This window comes from Metasolibacillus sp. (assembly GCF_025291715.1).
Lineage (GTDB): Bacteria > Bacillota > Bacilli > Bacillales_A > Planococcaceae > Metasolibacillus > Metasolibacillus louembei.
Map to the genome: position 1 here is coordinate 138,421 of NZ_JAMBIZ010000001.1, position 17,785 is coordinate 156,205.

At 40.8% G+C, this 17,785-nt stretch carries 18 protein-coding genes, 1 pseudogene and 1 riboswitch; of the genes and pseudogenes, 15 read left to right on the forward strand and 4 right to left on the reverse strand.

Annotated elements, in window-relative coordinates:
• Nucleotides 1–6: 6 nt before the first annotated feature.
• Nucleotides 7–318 carry a hypothetical protein gene (locus tag M3Z76_RS00780; RefSeq protein WP_293920041.1) on the reverse strand — a complete coding sequence of 104 codons (312 nt, stop codon included), beginning with the start codon at nt 316–318 and terminating at the stop codon, nt 7–9.
• A gap of 176 nt (nt 319–494) precedes the next feature.
• On the opposite strand from M3Z76_RS00780, the pseudogene M3Z76_RS00785 reads away from it, so the two are divergent.
• Nucleotides 495–668: pseudogene (locus tag M3Z76_RS00785) on the forward strand (SDR family oxidoreductase); the annotation flags it as partial.
• A gap of 69 nt (nt 669–737) precedes the next feature.
• Here the strand turns inward: M3Z76_RS00785 and pepF are convergent.
• From pepF to gdhA, 3 genes are all read right to left on the reverse strand, one after another.
• A complete protein-coding gene (gene pepF, locus M3Z76_RS00790; RefSeq protein WP_293920039.1) occupies nt 738–2,543 on the reverse strand; it encodes an oligoendopeptidase F in 1,806 nt (601 codons plus the stop codon).
• Between the two features lie 372 nt (nt 2,544–2,915).
• Nucleotides 2,916–3,599, reverse strand: coding sequence for a phosphoribosylaminoimidazolesuccinocarboxamide synthase (locus M3Z76_RS00795; RefSeq protein WP_293920038.1), 684 nt, complete (start codon nt 3,597–3,599; stop codon nt 2,916–2,918).
• Nucleotides 3,600–3,723: 124 nt separating this feature from the next.
• On the reverse strand, nt 3,724–5,097 hold the full coding sequence (gene gdhA / locus M3Z76_RS00800) for an NADP-specific glutamate dehydrogenase (protein ID WP_293920037.1): 1,374 nt from the start codon (nt 5,095–5,097) through the stop codon (nt 3,724–3,726).
• A 175-nt stretch (nt 5,098–5,272) separates the two neighbouring features.
• Here gdhA and M3Z76_RS00805 point away from each other — a divergent pair, with 175 nt between their 5' ends.
• From M3Z76_RS00805 to M3Z76_RS00870, 14 genes are all read left to right on the forward strand, one after another.
• Nucleotides 5,273–5,743, forward strand: coding sequence for a YaiI/YqxD family protein (locus M3Z76_RS00805; RefSeq protein WP_293920036.1), 471 nt, complete (start codon nt 5,273–5,275; stop codon nt 5,741–5,743).
• Complete coding sequence (locus M3Z76_RS00810; protein ID WP_293920035.1) at nt 5,736–7,004, forward strand: D-serine ammonia-lyase; 1,269 nt, start codon at nt 5,736–5,738, stop codon at nt 7,002–7,004. The genes M3Z76_RS00805 and M3Z76_RS00810 overlap by 8 nt, the downstream gene beginning before the upstream one ends.
• 21 nt (nt 7,005–7,025) lie before the next feature.
• A complete protein-coding gene (locus M3Z76_RS00815) occupies nt 7,026–7,376 on the forward strand; it encodes a DUF4181 domain-containing protein (protein WP_293920034.1) in 351 nt (116 codons plus the stop codon).
• A 15-nt stretch (nt 7,377–7,391) separates the two neighbouring features.
• Nucleotides 7,392–8,873 carry a cobyric acid synthase gene (locus M3Z76_RS00820; protein WP_293920033.1) on the forward strand — a complete coding sequence of 494 codons (1,482 nt, stop codon included), beginning with the start codon at nt 7,392–7,394 and terminating at the stop codon, nt 8,871–8,873.
• Entirely contained in the window at nt 8,860–9,528 is a 669-nt protein-coding gene (locus M3Z76_RS00825) for an adenosylcobinamide amidohydrolase (RefSeq protein ID WP_293920032.1), read from the forward strand. The genes M3Z76_RS00820 and M3Z76_RS00825 overlap by 14 nt, the downstream gene beginning before the upstream one ends.
• The gene (gene cbiB, locus M3Z76_RS00830; RefSeq protein ID WP_293920031.1) at nt 9,525–10,478 is read left to right on the forward strand and encodes an adenosylcobinamide-phosphate synthase CbiB; all 954 of its coding nucleotides are present in this window, start codon (nt 9,525–9,527) and stop codon (nt 10,476–10,478) included. Before M3Z76_RS00825 ends, cbiB begins: the two co-directional genes overlap by 4 nt.
• On the forward strand, nt 10,453–11,520 hold the full coding sequence (locus M3Z76_RS00835) for a pyridoxal phosphate-dependent aminotransferase (RefSeq protein ID WP_293920030.1): 1,068 nt from the start codon (nt 10,453–10,455) through the stop codon (nt 11,518–11,520). Before cbiB ends, M3Z76_RS00835 begins: the two co-directional genes overlap by 26 nt.
• A gap of 59 nt (nt 11,521–11,579) precedes the next feature.
• The gene (locus M3Z76_RS00840; protein WP_293920029.1) at nt 11,580–12,404 is read left to right on the forward strand and encodes a hypothetical protein; all 825 of its coding nucleotides are present in this window, start codon (nt 11,580–11,582) and stop codon (nt 12,402–12,404) included.
• A gap of 120 nt (nt 12,405–12,524) precedes the next feature.
• A riboswitch (cobalamin riboswitch) is annotated at nt 12,525–12,706 on the forward strand.
• A gap of 185 nt (nt 12,707–12,891) precedes the next feature.
• Complete coding sequence (metE, locus tag M3Z76_RS00845; protein WP_483310133.1) at nt 12,892–15,174, forward strand: 5-methyltetrahydropteroyltriglutamate--homocysteine S-methyltransferase; 2,283 nt, start codon at nt 12,892–12,894, stop codon at nt 15,172–15,174.
• 13 nt (nt 15,175–15,187) lie between these two features.
• The gene (locus M3Z76_RS00850) at nt 15,188–15,379 is read left to right on the forward strand and encodes a hypothetical protein (protein ID WP_293920027.1); all 192 of its coding nucleotides are present in this window, start codon (nt 15,188–15,190) and stop codon (nt 15,377–15,379) included.
• Between the two features lie 119 nt (nt 15,380–15,498).
• Nucleotides 15,499–15,732, forward strand: a complete 234-nt coding sequence (locus M3Z76_RS00855) for a hypothetical protein (RefSeq protein WP_293920026.1) — start codon at nt 15,499–15,501, stop codon at nt 15,730–15,732.
• Complete coding sequence (locus tag M3Z76_RS00860) at nt 15,729–16,280, forward strand: histidine phosphatase family protein (protein ID WP_293920025.1); 552 nt, start codon at nt 15,729–15,731, stop codon at nt 16,278–16,280. Before M3Z76_RS00855 ends, M3Z76_RS00860 begins: the two co-directional genes overlap by 4 nt.
• A 9-nt stretch (nt 16,281–16,289) precedes the next feature.
• Nucleotides 16,290–16,760: an NUDIX domain-containing protein gene (locus tag M3Z76_RS00865; protein ID WP_293920024.1), complete on the forward strand. Its 471-nt coding sequence runs from the start codon at nt 16,290–16,292 to the stop codon at nt 16,758–16,760.
• 33 nt (nt 16,761–16,793) lie between these two features.
• On the forward strand, nt 16,794–17,750 hold the full coding sequence (locus M3Z76_RS00870) for an Rpn family recombination-promoting nuclease/putative transposase (protein ID WP_293920023.1): 957 nt from the start codon (nt 16,794–16,796) through the stop codon (nt 17,748–17,750).
• The last annotated feature ends 35 nt before the right edge of the window (nt 17,751–17,785 follow it).

Genomic DNA, 17,785 nt, shown 5'->3' on the forward strand with positions numbered 1-17,785 from the left:
TTTACCTTATTGAGGCTTAATATATTCCATAAATATGCCTTTAATAATGGTCAATTGAAGGCGGGGATCAAGCTCGTCCTCGAAGAAGGGCATTCTTTCGAATAAGGATAGCTTCCTTGAAAATAAACCGAATGCATTGATAATAGATAATAAAACATCCTTTGCTGAAATATCTGTTCGAATCGAGCCATCCAACGCGCCATCCTCAATGATTACGGTAAGCGTTTTGGCGATTTTTTGACGAATTAAAATATAGTCCTGATAATCACTTAGCTCCTCAAGCGATGTAGAAGCATAGCTCTCAAAAGCTTCTAACAATTTTGTAGCTGCTAAATTGTCAGGCTCTATATCTGCTATAAAATAATCAAATAACGTTTCTATTTTTTTGAAGCAAGTCGTATTGTCAACTGCAACAGCTGTGAATATGCTATCGTACCTTTCTAATACATGAACAGCTACTGCGACAATTAGTTTATCTTTTTTAGGAAAGTATTGAAATGTTTACAAGCAATAAAGAAGTAAGAGAAGCGACTTTAGCAGGCATTCCTTTAAATGTTCTTGGTCAGCCATCTGATATTGCCTATGGTGTTCTTTATTTAGCTTCAGACGAATCCAAATTTGTAACGGGTATTGAATTAATTATTGATGGTGGTTCCATCTTACATTAATAAAAATAAGGCTAGCGAGAAAATATTAATATTTCCCGCTAGCCTTTATTGATGATGGTTCAATTGCTATTAAATTTCGCCAAGCTCAGCTGTTAATTTTTCAAGCTCATCAATTAAGCTGCCGATGTAAGAGATTGTGTTGCGCAATGGCTCCTCTGTTGTAATATCAACACCTGCCATTTTAGCAAGCTCAACAGGTGATTGTGTGCCACCAGCTTTTAGGACGTTAATCCAATCCGCTACAGCAGGCTCACCTTCTTCTAAAATACGCTTCGATACTTGTGTAGAAATCGTTAAGCCAGCAGAGTATGTGTATGGATATAAGCCCATGTAGTAGTGTGGCTGGCGCATCCATGTTAATTCAGCGCCATCTAAAATATCCACTGTATCGCCCCAGAATTGTTCTAGTACGCTACGTTTTAATTCATTTAGCTTCGGTGCATTGACAGAGCCACCAGCGTCGATAATATCGTACACTTTACGTTGATATGCTGCTTCTAATAAATGGGTCACGAAGTTATGGTAGTAAGTGCGTGACACGATTGTTGAGATGACCCAGCGTTTGAAGCGTGCATCGTTAGAATTTTGTAATAAATGATTCGCCATTAACATTTCGTTCATCGTAGAGGGTGCTTCGATGAAATATAGAGAAGGGCGTGCATTGTAAATGTTTTGGTTAGCATTCGCTAAATAGAAATGACCAGCATGACCTAGCTCATGAGCTAATACGAATACTTCGTTCATTTTGCTCGTCCAAGAAATTAAAATATATGGGTGGTAGCCAAATGGGCTAGAGCAAAATGCGCCTGTTGATTTGCCCGCATTGTTCGCAAAGTCCGTCCAGCGCTCGTCAAATGAACGATCTAACATTTCTGCATAGTCAGCGCCCATTACAGCTAAGCCTTCCTTCATATATTTGCGTGATTCATCAATTGTCACTTTTGGCTCATAAGATGGGTCAAGTGAAATTTTTAAATCAGCAAATGTCATTTGCTCAAGCTTATGCACCTTTTGCAATAATTTTGCGTAGCGGCGCATATGTGGTGCCAACTCAGACATAATTAAGTCGATTTGACGGTCGTAAAGCGTGCGGTCCACTTCTTGTGATTGTAATAAATAGTCGAAAACAGAGCTATAGCCACGTAGGTCTGCCTCTGTTTTTTCTGTTTTTAAATGCGTATCGTATGTTTTAGCTGTTGTATGCTGATATTCGCGCAGCTTGCTATGGAATGCCTCAAATGCCGCATGGCGAACCTCTTTATCGTTTTCTGGCTCCCAATCACCTTCAAAGAGGTTATAGCTAAGTGGGTAGCTTTCACCGTTTGCTTCAAAATTAGGGAACTGCATATCAACTAATTTTGTCGTATTGTACAGACCGTATGCTGCATCAAATGTTGTGCCAAAAGCTGCTAATGCTTTTTCAGCTTCAGGATGTAGCTGATATGGCTTTTGGCGCAATAGCTTACGAATATAGTTTGCATATTGTGGCGCTTTTTCGCTTGCCTCAACTAATACGCTCTCATCTAATTGTAATAGCTCGCTTTGGATAAATGATAATTGAGCACCGAGCGCAGAGTGGAATTGACCTACTTTCGCTGCGCGCATTTGTGCCTCGCTATCTGTTTGCTCAACGCTATGTGCAAGATTTGCGTATGTACCAATTGGAACTAATTTTTCATACAGTTTTTCATATGCAGCAATTACATTGACTGCGCTCTCTGTATCTACAATTTTTCCTTTATATGTTTCAGCGATTGCTGTAGCAACTTCCTTCGCTTCCACAATGGCATCTTCAAACTGCTGCTCTGTTGCAAATAAATCTGCTAAATTCCAAGTTTCTTCAATATTTACTTCACTACGTTTTAATGTTGACATAAAAAGCCTCCTCGTCATTCCGATATTCGAAATAAATTGTACCATCATTTACGAAATTGCGCAAAAATTATGACGGTATTGAGAAAAGAAGTAGGTTTCAATAGATTGGTTGAGCGAATTTATGTGCTCGATGGGCGAATTTAGCCATTCGATGAGCGAATTTGGCTGTTGGTTGAGCGAATTCCACAGTTCGATGGGTGAATCAATCCTGCATCGAGCCAAATAGAATAAAGTATTGCTTTTGAATTGAAAGAAAAACTGATAATCAACAGGGAATGTTGTATTCGAGTATTTGTGGTGCACAGCGGACGAGAGAGAAGAGAAGTTACATAAAAAGGGAACACAGCTAATCTCTGTGTTCCAAATAGTTTCTTATGCAAGCATAATTTTTTCTAATTGTAATGGTTCGATATATTCATCGCCCTTGTATGCCCGCATGTTGCCGCCTGAAATTTCATCAATTAAAAGGATTTCATTGGTTTTTGCATCGCGACCAAACTCAAGCTTAATATCGTATAAAGTTAAGCCTTTTTTAGCCAGCTCTGCTGCAACGAATTTCGAAATTTCAATTGTGCGTTGCTTTAAAATTTCGTATTCCTCTAATGATAAAATGCCTAGCATAGCAAGCGCATCTGCTGAAATGGGTGGGTCTTGTCGCTCGTCATCTTTAATCGTTACTTCAACAAAGGCGTCTAAATCTTGCCCTTCCTTGACATAGGCACCGTAGCGACGAAGGAAAGAACCCACTGCTTTAAAGCGGCAAATGACCTCTAAGCCGTTACCAAAAACCGTTGCAGGCTTCACCGTCATTGTTGCATCATCGAAATTGGCATCCACATAATGCGTTGGTACACCTTGCTCATTAAGCTTTGAATAGAAGAAGGAAGTGAGGCGAAGTCCTGCTAAGCCAGCGCCTTCAATTGTTAAGCCAACTGTGTTCGCACCTGGATCAAACACGCCGTCCTCACCTGTTACATCATCTTTAAATTGCAATAAATAATGACCATCTTCAAGCTGAAAGACATTTTTCGTTTTACCTGTGTATACTAATTCCACAAGAAACCCTCCAATTCACAAAATTATAATTACATTTTAACACGAACGATTACATGTTTGTCTATATAAAATGTTCGTTTTTGAAATTAAAAATAGACTGTCGATTTGTCGACAGCCTACATTATTAATAAACGCCTTCTGCAATCATCCCAGTTGCAACTTTTTTAAAGCCAGCAATGTTTGAGCCTACAACTAAATTGTTTGGGTAACCATATTTTTCAGCCGCATCTTTGCTTTCTGCAAAAATATCTTTCATAATATCATGTAATTTCGTATCTACATCGTTAAATGCCCAGTTATGGCGGCTTGAGTTTTGTGCCATTTCAAGCGCTGATACAGCAACGCCACCAGCATTCGCCGCCTTGGCAGGACCGAATAAAACACCAGCATTTAAAAAGACGTTAATCGCCTCTAAATCGGATGGCATATTAGCCCCCTCGGCAACTAGTTTGACACCATTTTCAACGAGCGTGCGTGCAGCGTCACCGTTAATTTCGTTTTGTGTCGCGCAAGGTAGGGCAATATCACAAGGAATTGTCCAAATGTTTGAGCAGCCTTCCACATATTGTGCATTAGGGTGGTAATCTAAATATGTGCTAATACGTGCGCCTTTTACTTCTTTAATTTCTTTTATTGCCTTTAAGTCAAGGCCCTTTGGATCGTAAATATAGCCGCCTGAGTCAGAGCATGCGACAACATTGGCACCGAAATGCTGCGCCTTTTCAATTGCATAAATAGCGACATTGCCTGAGCCAGAGACAACGACTGTTTTATTCATAAAGGATAGATGGGCATCATGCAGCATTTCGCTGACAAAATACACTAAGCCATAGCCAGTTGCTTCCTTGCGTCCTAAAGAGCCACCATAGCCCGGCTTTTTACCTGTTAGTACACCTTGCTCGAATTGCCCGCGAATGCGCTTGTATTGTCCCCATAGATAGCCAATTTCGCGTGCGCCAACACCGATGTCACCTGCTGGGACATCGCAATCAGGCCCGATGTAGCGATAGAGCTCTGTCATGAATGCCTGACAGAAGCGCATAATTTCAGCATCAGACTTTCCTTTTGGATCAAAATCTGAACCACCTTTTGCGCCGCCGATTGCCTGACCTGTTAAGGCATTTTTGAAAATTTGCTCGAATGCTAAAAATTTCATAATGGATTCGTTAACAGTAGGGTGGAATCGAAGACCGCCTTTATATGGACCTATTACATTATTAAATTGTACGCGATAGCCGCGATTCACTTGTACTTTATTTTCATCATCTAACCATGCAACACGGAATGAAATGATGCGGTCAGGTTCAACAATACGTGCTAAAATATTATGGTGAATATATTCTGGATTTTGGGCAAAAACAGGTACTAACGATAAAAAGATTTCTTCAACTGCCTGTAAAAACTCTAATTCAAAGGCATATTTCTTTTTTAATTTTTCAAATACACCATCAATATATTCTTTTGCTAGCTGTTCATGGTTCATTACATCAGTCGTCATAAAAAAGTTCCCTCCTAAAAATACGGTTAAATGTTATAGTATTATGATTTTTCTTGCAATTCAATAAATTTTTATTCACTTTTATGAGAAGGGAGGAGAAAAAGCCGGCAAAAAATTATATAAAAATAATAAAATAAGAGAGAGAAACGTGCTTTTTTGAAAGGGGAAATCATTGATGATTCAATTGCTAATTGATGCAGATGCCTGCCCAGTTATTGATTTGGCGCTATCTGTTTCATCTCGATATAAGATAAAACCTATCTTGTTTTGCGATACTTCACATCGCATTGAGCGTGATAATGTAATAACGATTGTCGTGCCAAAGGGACCTGATTCAGTTGATTTTAAGCTAGTGAATGCGCTTTCTAAAAATGATATTGTCATAACGGGGGATTATGGATTAGCTGCCATGTGTTTGGCGAAAGGCGCATTTGTTGTGGACCATAATGGCAGAGAAATGACTGCCGATAATATAGACCAGTTGCTCGCTTTTCGTTATGAGAGTGCAAAATTCCGCCGAGCAGGTGGAAGAACGAAAGGACCCAAAAAGCGCACCGAGGAAAATAATATTGCCTTCAAAAAATTTTTTCAACAAATTTGTGAACGGGCTGTCAAATTGAAAGGAGAAATGAATAATAATGCATAATTCATTCGAAAAAAGACTAGAAAATTTACCGCTTATTCCATCTTTACAACGAGCTGAGCCTGTCATTTGGTTGAACGATCAAGTAAATAATGAACAAAGCTTCCCTTTTTCAATGGCAATGGTTTATGAGGCGGAAGCAAGATTGAAGCGTTTTGCGCCATATTTGCAAGACGCTTTCCCAGAAATACAAGACGGAATCATTGAATCGCCTATTATCGAAGTCGAGCAAATGAAGGCATATTTAGAAAATGCTTATGCAACGAAAATTGAAGGAAAGCTTCTATTAAAATGTGATCATGCATTACCAATTGCAGGCTCAGTAAAGGCGCGTGGTGGTATTTATGAAATATTAAAGCATGCCGAAAGCTTAGCAATTGAACACGGGTTATTATCGAAGGAAGATGATTATCGCAAATTGCATGATGACCGCTTCCGCCAATTTTTCCAAAACTATAAAATTGCAGTGGGCTCGACAGGAAACTTAGGATTAAGCATTGGCATTATTAGCGCAAAGCTAGGCTTTCATGTAACAGTGCATATGTCGATGGATGCGAAGGAATGGAAAAAGCAATTGCTGCGAGATTTAGGTGTCACAGTGATAGAGTATGAGGCGGATTATAGTGAGGCTGTCAAACAGGGGCGTTTAGAGGCAGAGCAGGACGCTACATGCCACTTTGTTGACGATGAAAATTCACTTGATTTATTCGCAGGCTATGCGGTTGCAGCGCTACGTGTGAAGGCTCAGCTAGAGGCACAAAACATAGCGGTTGATGAGGAACACCCGCTATTTGTTTATATTCCATGTGGTGTTGGTGGGGCACCTGGTGGGATTAGCTATGGCTTGAAGCAGTTATATGGTCAAAATGTTCATATTTTCTTTGCCGAGCCAACGCAATCGCCATGCATGCTGCTCGGGATGATGACAGGCTTACATGATGAAATTGATGTGGCACAAATCGGCTTAACGAATGAAACCGAGGCGGATGGGCTTGCGGTTGGGCGAGCGTCGAAATTTGTTGGCGCACAGATGGAAACGATTGTGAGTGGTTGTTATACTGTAAAAGATGCGTTTTTATTTGAAAGTTTGCGAGAAATGTATAAGCGGGAGCATATTTTCATGGAGCCATCTGCACATGCAGGCTTTTTTGGCCTTATACAGCTAGCGGACACTTATTCACAGAAAAATGCCAATCATCTCGTCTGGTCAACAGGCGGCAATTTAGTACCAAATGAATGGCGCACGCATTATTTACAAAAATAAAAATTTGAGGAGTTTTAGGCTGTGATTATAACTGTTTTTATCGTCGGCTTTATAATGGCTGGCATATTAGACTTATTATTAAGAAAGAAGTTCAAAATTGAAAAAAATGAAAGATTTATGGATCAATATATCAATAAAGCGCATTTTGTATTTGAAATTTTGCTCTGTGCATTTTTTATCGTCAATGTGGCAGTGAGGGGCTTTCCTGAGAAATATTTGTATTTTTTATTGTTTCTATTTTTCGGACTTGTCTTTGCAGTTCGCCTTGCGCTGGAATATATCTTTAAAAAGGCACAACGAAAATATATTATTTCACTTGCTTATATGATTGTTTGTCTAGCTTGTGCGTTAACAATTTTATTGTTCTTATAAGGGGAGAGAAGGCAAATGGCACAATCCATTATGATTCAAGGCACTGCCTCGGATGTTGGGAAAAGCTTAATTTGCACAGCATTATGCCGCATTTTTGCAAACGACGGATACCGTGTCGCCCCGCTTAAATCACAAAATATGGCACTCAATTCCTATATTACAGAGGATGGCTATGAGATTGGGCGTGCGCAAGGTGTGCAGGCAGAGGCGGCGCGCGTGAAAGCGACAACACAAATGAATCCGATTTTATTGAAGCCAAAGCAAAATATGCGCTCAGAAATTATTTTTAATGGCAAGCGTTATGTTGAAATGGATGCGATGGATTATCGAGAAAATTTTGTTGAGAAGGTTATGCCAGAGGTGGAAAAATTGCTGCGCTATTTGCAAGAGCATTTTGATGTGATAGTGCTTGAAGGGGCGGGAAGTCCAGCTGAAATCAATTTAAAGGCACGAGATATTGCGAATATGCGCATGGCACATTTAGCAGATGCACCTGTTATTTTAGTAGCAGATATCGATCGTGGTGGGGTGTTTGCCACAATTGTTGGCACGCTTGCGTTGTTAGATGACGGTGAGAGGGCACGTGTCAAAGGTATCGTGATTAATAAATTTCGCGGCTTGAAGGAGCTGCTTGATGACGGGCTCACTTGGCTAGAGCAGGAGACAGGCATTCCGGTTTTAGGTGTTATTCCGTATTTAGATGTACCGATTGAGGCAGAGGATTCATTAGCATTATCATCATTGCGTTTGAAGCAGGCTGCAAAAGGGGAGTTTGCTATTGATGTAGCTTTTATTCGTCTACCACATCTTGTCAATTTCACCGATATGGATCCACTATTAGAGGAACCTGGTGTTGGTGTACGTGTGGTAACGACAGTTGCAGAGCTTGGTAGCCCTGACCTTCTTATTTTACCAAGCTCAAAAAATATTGTTCATGATTTACAATGGCTAAAGGACGCAGGTCTTGCACAGGCAATTGTTCAACGTGCAACAAAAATTGTTGGTATTGGTACAGGCTATTATATGCTTGGTGCAACGATAATGAGCGAGCATAACCTGTACAAAGGGCTACAGTTACTGCCGCTACAGACAACGCTTTTACAACAAGAGACGAAAAGGCAAGTAGCTGGCAGCATTATTGCAACAAAGGAGCAAATTGTTGGCTATGAAATGAACATAGGTGAAGTGACATTATTAAATGGAGCTATACCATTTATTCAATTGGCGGATGGGCATGACAATGGTGCTGTATTAGAAGATGGACATGTGCTTGGAACAACGCTACACCATCTACTGCACAACCGACATGTCACGCGTCGCATGATGAACGAGATTCGTCAAGTGAAGAGGCTGCCGTTCATCAATGAACAGCTTCAAAGCGATGAAGAGCTGCGTGATCAAGCCTATGAATTGCTTGCACAGCACGTTCGTATGCACTTAAATATGGAAAAAATTTATGAATTTATGCAAATGGAGGAACGACATGCTGACGGTTGAACTAGGTGAGGAGCTACTTATTATTAAAAGTGAGCAGCCATTAAAAGTGTTAAGCTCGGCTATGCTGAATCCAGGGATTGGTCGTTATCAATATTTCGTCAATCGAACGGTTGATAAAAATTATTATCCTGAGGATGCAAAGTGTGAGTATGAGCAATTTTTACAGCAATATACAATGCCCCTCCAGATGACAGTTGCGATGATGACCGCGGTGCAGCAACGCTTTGTGATGAGGGAGCAATATGTGGATGGAGAAACTGCGATTGATGTTTTTATTACGGCAGGATTAGGCAATGCGGTCGATGTAACACAATCCTATCAATATACATATAAGCCAGCCGTCGGAACGATTAATATTTTCGTTTTTGTGGATGGAGATATGAGCGATGAGGCGTTCATCCAAGCATATCATTGCATCATTGAGGCGAAGGTGAAAGTGCTGCATGAGCGTGGTGTTATAGATAAGCAAAGTGGCACAATTGCGACAGGCACGTCAACAGATAGCGTCGCTCTGGCGGTGATGGGGCGTGGTGAATTTCATGCATATGGTGGCTCAATTACTCGTTTAGGGGCGCTGATTGGCAAAGGTGTTGCGGCGACATTGCATAAAGCGATTGATGGCTATGATGCTTATCAAAAAGGTGAGCTGCGATGAACATCGTCATTGTTGCCATCGCAATTTTGCTTGATCGTCTTGTTGGAGATCCACCTAGGCTACCGCATCCTGTTATATGGATTGGCAAGCTTATTTCATTTTTTGAGCAGCGCTGGAATCATGGGACGGCACGTGTTTTAAAGGGAGCTATGACAGCAATATTTGTTGTTAGTTTAACAGGAATTATTGTTTGGGGGCTTATTTATTTAGCTGGACTACTGTCTGTTTGGCTTGCAGTAGCGCTAGAAATATTGCTTATTGCGATAGCGATTGCACAAAAGAGCTTGAAGGATGCGGCAATGGTCGTTTATGATGCGCTGCGACGAGGCGATATGCAGGAGGCACGCATAAAGCTTGGCTGGATTGTTGGACGTGATACAGCACATTTAGAGGAGCCTGAAATTGTCCGAGGTGTTGTTGAAACCGTTTCTGAAAACACAAGTGATGGCATTACAGCGCCAATTTTTTATGCGCTGTTATTTGGTGCAACAGGCGCGTGGGTCTATAAGGCAATCAACACGCTTGATTCGATGATTGGCTATCGCAATGAACGCTATGGGGAGTTTGGTCGCTTTGCTGCAAGACTTGATGATGTGGCCAACTTTATTCCGAGTCGTCTTACAGGCTTGTGCATTTTATTATTTACGAAAAATGAAGGACCTTTTGCATTAAAGGAGCGCCTGCGCTATTGGCTACGCGATGCGAAAAAGCATCCAAGCCCAAATAGTGGCTATTTAGAGGCAGCAACCGCCTTGCAGCTAGGCATTCGTTTAGGTGGAGAAAATACCTATCAAGGGAAAACCTCATTTCGTGCCTACATGGGTGAGCCTATAGTGGAACTAAGCAAGGTACATATTTTACGTGCTATTCAGCATTTATATGCGGTGACAATACTTTTTACGTTATTGATTGGAGGCATGATGTATGCGATATCCCGCACATGGAGCTAATCCAGCTACATTATACCAGCAGCTACAACTAGAGATGCCTGCACAAATTGTTGATTTAAGCGAAAATGTCAATTTTTTAGGGCCACCAGCAAGCTTTCACAAGGTGTGGTCAGCAATATTTGAGCAAATTGCGCTCTATCCACATGAGGGTGCTGAGCCTTTGCGTAGCGACTTGGCGAGACATCATCATGTGCTAGCAGAGCATGTTGTCATAGGCAATGGCGCAGCGGAAATCATAATGGCATTAGCAAAACGCTATAGGTCAAAGCCTGTTATTATTGTGGAGCCTTCTTTTTCTGAATATAAGCGAACGTTAATGCAGCAGCATGCAAGCATTCAATCGCTTATTGTGGAGGAGCTAACGAGCTATGTACTACCAATGGAACGATTAAAGCAAGCGATGATAGGCGCAGAGGCGGTTTATATTTGTAATCCGAACAATCCAACTGGCGTGGTGACGCCTAGGTCAAAGCTGTTGGAATTGCTACAATATGGGCAACAAGTAGGCTGTGAGTTAATTGTAGATGAGGCATTTATGGATTGGACGGATGAATCACAATCCGTTATTGATTTGGTAGCGTCATTCAACAATCTAGTTGTACTGCGCTCGATGACAAAAATGTATAGTATGGCAGGTGTTAGACTAGGCTATGCGATTACACAACACGCTGCTAATTTAAAGCTAGAGCTGCCGCATTGGAATGTCAGTGCGCCCTCGATGGCGCTTGGGATGCAGGCATTGCAAGAAGCGGAATTTTGCGAAAATTCAAGGCAACAAGCGACAGCAATGCGCACAAAAGTGACACATTGGCTAAAGGAGCATGGCTGTACTGTGACAAATAGTGAAACAAACTATATAGCATTTCGTTTGCCTTCTTGCTATGACCCAACAGAGTTTTATTTTGCATTATTGAAAAAAGGCATTGTATTGCGCCACACGCAAAATTTTGTAGGCATGGACGGAGCATGGTTCCGCCTTGCCCTAAAGGAGCCATATAAAATGACCGCCTTCCAACAAGCGATGGAGCAATTTTTTCGATAGAGTAATTTCAAACTTCCCTCACATTTGTACGTTATACTGAAAAAGTAGGAGGGAATCGAATGAAAAAAATAATGATGCTTGTAGCGGTATGCTTTTTATGTGTAATACAAAGCGTAGAAGCGCATACTGTGACAGAAAACAATATGTATGAGGATGTAGCACCCACAGCTGAAAATGCACAAAAAATATTATTATTAAATAGCTTAGGCTTGCTTGGCTATAATGGTCAGGATATGAAGCTAGGGCAGGATGAAAATTTGTCACGCATGGAGTTTGCGGCGTGGCTTGCAGGCTTTTTCCATTTAGAAGGGGATAATTTTGAGCAACAAGCCAATGCGAGCTTGCAGGAGGAATATGTGTCCTCCTTGCAAGGCGATTTGACATATGGCGAGCTTAATGCAGCCTTGTTCCATAAAAAACTCAAGCTGGACAAGCCTGAGGCAACATTAACAAAGGCACAGTATATCGATTTTATTTTTGAGCATTTAAATGAGGATATGGGCGGACATACGCTAGTACAGATGGGCGGCTATATGGAAGGACCTACAGGTGTGATTGATGATGTGAAAACAGCGGATGGCGCTGTGACACTCACAATTGATGGCAAAGACTATTTGTTATCAGGACATCCACGCATATCTGCACAGACGGATAATTCAGAAGAGTGGGCTGGTAAAACGGTAGAACTGTCTTATTTTACAACAAGCAATAGTAGTCATGGGCATCACCATGCCGACCAGCAATCAAATGATGAAGCTGTCTTGCAATATGTTCAGCTAGAGCAGACAGTGGCAGAGGACAATACGAAAAGCAAATGGCTTATGCCCGCAATTATCATTGCAGTGCTTGCAATACTGGCATTGTTATTTTTGAAGCGTAAATAAAGGAAAGGGGCTGTTTGAAAATCCATTTTCAGACAGCCTATTAAAGTATAGTAAAGAAATAAAAATATTAAGAAAAGATAGCATTTTCATTTAAAAGTATGATACAGTAATAGCACAATTGAATAATGTGTAAGATTTGGTGCCAAGCGAAAGCTTGACTTAAAAGGGAAGTCGGTGTGAATCCGACGCTGTCCCGCAACTGTAAATCGGAGCAAATCACAAATGCCACTGGTGAGAAACTGGGAAGGCTGTGAGGAGCGATGATGATAAGCCAGGAGACCTGCCAACATCTAGTACACACCAAATACCTACGTGGAAATAGGTGGTGAAAAGTAACAATTGTTACGAGTACGAGCGATCAAACAATAGCGAATGGAGCACCCATTTCGTGTTTTTTTGCAATGTTCGAATTTATAGCCATTTTCCATCAAAGGAAAATGGCTTTTTTGCGCACTTTAAAAATGACAAAGAGAGGTTGATGAAAAGCATGGCATATGTAGCAACAGCAATTGGTTATCCGTATATCGGAGAAAATCGCGAATGGAAAAAGTCATTGGAGAAGTTTTGGAAGCAGGAATTAACAGAGGACGAATTTGTCACACAGCAAAAGGAAATTCGTTTAAGCCGTATTGAAAAGCAATTACAGCTTGGCTTGAACGTAGTTTCGGTTGGCGATTTTACCAACTATGACCGCATACTAGATACAGCAGTAATGTTTGGACTTGTACCAAAGCGCTTTAATTGGCAAGGTGGCAAAGTCGATTTAGCAACATATTATGCGATGGCACGTGGAAATAAAGAGGCCGTTGCCTGTGAAATGACGAAATGGTTTAATACAAATTATCACTATATTGTGCCAGAATATGAGGGACAGACATTACAGCTCACAGAAAATACTTTATTGAAGCATTTTGTTGAAGTAAAGGCAGCATTTGATATTACAGCAAAGCCAACGCTTATTGGTCCTTATACATTTATCAAGCTAACGAAAGGCTATGACCGCGTATCGAAGGCATCCTTTGTCTTAGCCCTATTACCTTTGTATATACAAGTAATCAAGGAATTAGCAGCAGCTGGCGTACAATGGGTGCAGCTTGAAGAGCCTGCCCTTGTTACCACGTTAGATCAAGAGGAAATTCAACTTGTACAAGAAATATATGGACAGCTTACAACAGCAGCACCTGAAGTGAACATTATGCTGCAAACGTATTTTGAGTCGTTATCAGCCTATGAGCAGCTTGTTCAGCTACCAGTGCAAGGTATCGGACTTGATTTTGTGCATGGCTATCAGGATAATATGCAGGCATTGCGTCAGCATGGCTTCCCAAGCGACAAAGTGCTAGCGGCAGGTGTGATTAACGGACGTGATATTTGGCGTGCAAATTTAGCCGAAGTGAAGACAATGATACAGGCAATCGAGCAGCTTTCAGGTGCAAAGGAGCTATGGATTCAGCCTTCTTGTCATTTACAGCATGCACCGATTACAACGAAATTTGAGACAAAACTAGATAAGGTGCTGCTCAATGCACTCGCTTTTGCAGATGAAAAAGCAGTAGAAATTGTAGAGGTGGTTGCCAATTTACAAGGACAAGAATCAACGGCTATTTCTGCTAGTATGAAGGCGATTGAAGCTTTGAAAAATCATCCGATTCGCAACAACAAAGTAGTTCAGCAAGCGGTTCAAACAATTGAACAAGCAGATTTTGAGCGCAGCACGCCATTTACAGAACGTTTAGCTATTCAACAAAAGGCACTGCAATTGCCGCTTTTCCCAACAACAACAATTGGTAGCTTCCCACAGTCTGATGAGGTCAAGCAAAAGCGCAACGCATGGCGCAAAGGCAATTTAACAAATGAGGAGTACACTGCCTTTTTAGAGCAGGAAACAGCACGCTGGATTGCCATCCAAGAGGAGCTGGATATTGATGTGCTTGTGCATGGCGAGTTTGAGCGTACAGATATGGTGGAGTATTTTGGTGAAAAGCTAACAGGCTTCGCATTTACAACGAATGCATGGGTCGTGTCCTATGGCTCTCGCTGTGTCAAACCACCGATTATTTATGGTGATGTAGCATTCGAGGCACCCATGACAGTGAAGGAAACGGTGTATGCACAAAGCTTAACAAAGCGTCATATGAAAGGGATGTTAACAGGCCCTGTAACGATTTTAAATTGGTCGTTTGTGCGTGATGATATTGCACGTAAAGATGTCACATATCAAATTGCCTTAGCACTACGAAAAGAAATTGAATCTCTGGAGGAAGCAGGTATTTCGATTATTCAAGTGGATGAGCCTGCATTACGTGAGGGGTTACCGCTGCGTAAAGAAAATTGGAATGCTTATTTAGAATGGGCAGTAGGGGCATTTAAATTAGCAACAGCAAGCGTCAAAGATGAAACGCAAATTCATACACATATGTGCTATTGCGAGTTCAACGATTTCATTGAGCCAATTAGCGCCTTAGATGCTGATGTTATTTCCATTGAAACATCGAGAAGTCATGGCGAATTAATTAACTCATTGCAGCATAACCCATACGATAAAGGCATCGGCTTAGGCGTTTATGATATTCATAGCCCCCGTGTGCCAAGCGAAGCAGAAATGTTAACAATTATGCAGGACAGCTTGCAAGTGTTAGCACGCAATCAATTTTGGGTCAATCCAGACTGTGGCTTAAAAACGCGTAAAGAGCCTGAAACAGTGGCGGCACTTGCCAATATGGTGCAAGCAGCCAAAACATTGCGTCAGCAAATCGAGCAAGTGATTTAAAGAGGTGTACACGATGGACCAGCAAATAGTTAAACATTACGAGCAAGTATTAAAAGCAAATATTATGCAGATTCAGCTTAACGGAGCTTCACTAACTTTGTCTGAGCAAGTAGCACAATTAGTGGCGAAGGATAGAGCAGACCAAGCTGAGATTCGTCGAGCCTATGATAATGTGGTACGTGAATTAATCGGAGAAGCGCTGTAATGAAAAAGAGTCACTTTACGAAGTGGCTCTTTTTCATTTGCAAAAAATAGGAATTTATAGCAAAATAGAATTTGATATTTCTAATTTTTACATATATTTCACATCGTGGAGGTAAATAAATGAAAATTCAACAAGAGGGCGATTATGTCGTGATTAATAATTTTAAAATCGAAGGATATATTTTAGCAGAGCGCTGTGAGCAATGTGGCAACCCGAAAATTCGCAACGATCAATACGATGCTTATTTTTGTGCCTACTGCAATAAATGGCTTGAGGAGAAATGCACAGACCCCAACTGTCGTTATTGTCCACAAAGACCAGACAAACCGATACCAGAGGCATATGTGAAATGACCACTATTTATTTTGTACGTCACGCACATTCACATTACACGCCGGATGAGTATAATCGCTCATTGTCAGAACAAGGCTGGATAGAGGCACAAAAGTTAGTCAATGTATTTGAAGGAATTGATATTCAGGCAATCTATGCTAGCTGCTATCAAAGAGCAGTAGAAACTGTTCAACCGATTGCGGCAAGTAAAAAACTGGCTATCACTCAAGAAAAAGCATTGAATGAGCGCATTTTAGCAAAGAGCAGTGTTCCTGATTTCGCAAGCGCCATCGCTAAAGTGTGGGCAGAGCCAACGTTCTCTTTTGATGGCGGAGAGTCTAATATTGTGGCTCAGCAGCGAGTGATACCAATGATAGAGGAATTATTAATGCGCCATCAAAATGAAAAGATTATCATTGGCATACATGGTAACATTTTAACATTGTTGTTGCAGCATTTTAATCCAAAATATGATATAGATTTTTGGCAAAGCTTGAAAATGCCAGATATAGTTGTAGCGAAGTTTAAAAATAAACAATTGCTTTCTACAACACGATTAATTAAGTAGGAGATACCTATGGAAATAAAAAATCATGGATATATATTTCAAAAATTTATACCGCTTCAAGAGCATGAGCTAACAAGCTTTGAGCAGCTAGCTGGCTCCTATGCTATTATTCAATCCGAGGGTAGATGGCTTATTTGCTATAATCGCTGGCGCAAGCAATGGGAGTTGCCTGCGGGAGGTTGTGAGGCAGATGAAACACCGAAACAATGTGCTGTTCGAGAATTGTATGAAGAAACGGGGCAAATAGCAGCCGAGCTCTCTTTTTGTGGGGTGCTAAAAAGTCGAAATATTCAAAACGACAATGTCAAATATAATCCAGTATATTATGGGGTAATAGAACAATTGATGCCTTTTGTTGAAAATGAGGAAACGGCTTGTATTTTACTATGGGATATGCGAGCAGCAATTGAGGCAATTGATGAAGTGGATTTAGCGCTCTTGCAGGCAATCAATCTTTTGTCCTTGAAGCGCCTTGTATGATATAGTTAAATCAATATATTAGAGGTGATTGTGATGAATCGAAAGATACTGAAACGGCTTCCTTTACACAAATTAATGGACTTAAAAGTTGATTACGCCTTTAAACAAATGTTCGGTAGTGAAAAGAATAAAGAAATTACGATTGTGTTTTTAAATGCTATTTTGCAACGAACAGGTCGTGATACGATACAAGAAGTGCTATTTGCTAATCAAGAAACTGGTGGCGAGTATGAAGAAGATAAGCAGTCGCGCTTAGACATTGTTGTTAAAACGCAAAAAGGCGAATGGATTAATGTCGAGATGCAGCTATCCAATCAAGAAGATATGTTAAAGCGTACATTATATTATTGGTCTCGTTTATACGCGGCACAACTACAAAAAGGAAAAGGCTATCGTACATTGCGTCCAACGATTACGATTAATATTTGTAATTTTACGGTTTTTGAGGAGCAAAATTATTATCATAGCACATACCATCTATATGAAGATACAACTTTGAAGCGCTTGCAGCCAAAGGATGATGTATTAGAAATCCACTTCATCGAAATGAACAAATTTTTAAGTGCTTGGCATCAAGAGCAGCTAAAACCACTGGATGATATTTTAGCGAGGTGGCTGTTACTACTTGGCATGGTTGACGCTCGTAAAGAGCGCGTCTATCAAGACATTTACCGAGAATTGGAGGTATTAGCAATGAAAGATGAAACTTTATTAGAAGCATTCAATGTATGGGAAAGCTTAAGCCAAACACCGGATACAATCATTGCGTACCAATCCCGTCTAAAAGCTATTTTAGATGAAGAAGCGCGTTTGGATGATGTGCGCGAAAAAAGCCTGCAGGAAGGGTTAGAAAAAGGGCTTGAACAAGGTATCGAAAAAGGCGTGCTAAAAGTAGCCAAGGAGCTAATCGCTTTAAATTTAGACATGGAAACAATTCAGCGAGCGACAGGGCTAACTGAGCAAGAGATTGAAAAGCTATGTAGCGAGTAATAGGTTAACCTACTCGCTGCATAGCTTTTTTGTTT

What these genes read in the sequence shown, in the direction of transcription:
- pepF (WP_293920039.1), bottom strand. Translation starts at nt 2,543, where the DNA reads ATGTCAACATTAAAACGTAGTGAAGTAAATATTGAAGAAACTTGGAAT.
- gdhA (WP_293920037.1), bottom strand. Translation starts at nt 5,097, where the DNA reads ATGACGACTGATGTAATGAACCATGAACAGCTAGCAAAAGAATATATT.
- M3Z76_RS00805 (WP_293920036.1), top strand. Translation starts at nt 5,273, where the DNA reads ATGATTCAATTGCTAATTGATGCAGATGCCTGCCCAGTTATTGATTTG.
- M3Z76_RS00810 (WP_293920035.1), top strand. Translation starts at nt 5,736, where the DNA reads ATGCATAATTCATTCGAAAAAAGACTAGAAAATTTACCGCTTATTCCA.
- M3Z76_RS00820 (WP_293920033.1), top strand. Translation starts at nt 7,392, where the DNA reads ATGGCACAATCCATTATGATTCAAGGCACTGCCTCGGATGTTGGGAAA.
- M3Z76_RS00825 (WP_293920032.1), top strand. Translation starts at nt 8,860, where the DNA reads ATGCTGACGGTTGAACTAGGTGAGGAGCTACTTATTATTAAAAGTGAG.
- cbiB (WP_293920031.1), top strand. Translation starts at nt 9,525, where the DNA reads ATGAACATCGTCATTGTTGCCATCGCAATTTTGCTTGATCGTCTTGTT.
- M3Z76_RS00835 (WP_293920030.1), top strand. Translation starts at nt 10,453, where the DNA reads ATGCGATATCCCGCACATGGAGCTAATCCAGCTACATTATACCAGCAG.
- M3Z76_RS00840 (WP_293920029.1), top strand. Translation starts at nt 11,580, where the DNA reads ATGAAAAAAATAATGATGCTTGTAGCGGTATGCTTTTTATGTGTAATA.
- metE (WP_483310133.1), top strand. Translation starts at nt 12,892, where the DNA reads ATGGCATATGTAGCAACAGCAATTGGTTATCCGTATATCGGAGAAAAT.
- M3Z76_RS00850 (WP_293920027.1), top strand. Translation starts at nt 15,188, where the DNA reads ATGGACCAGCAAATAGTTAAACATTACGAGCAAGTATTAAAAGCAAAT.
- M3Z76_RS00855 (WP_293920026.1), top strand. Translation starts at nt 15,499, where the DNA reads ATGAAAATTCAACAAGAGGGCGATTATGTCGTGATTAATAATTTTAAA.
- M3Z76_RS00860 (WP_293920025.1), top strand. Translation starts at nt 15,729, where the DNA reads ATGACCACTATTTATTTTGTACGTCACGCACATTCACATTACACGCCG.
- M3Z76_RS00865 (WP_293920024.1), top strand. Translation starts at nt 16,290, where the DNA reads ATGGAAATAAAAAATCATGGATATATATTTCAAAAATTTATACCGCTT.
- M3Z76_RS00870 (WP_293920023.1), top strand. Translation starts at nt 16,794, where the DNA reads ATGAATCGAAAGATACTGAAACGGCTTCCTTTACACAAATTAATGGAC.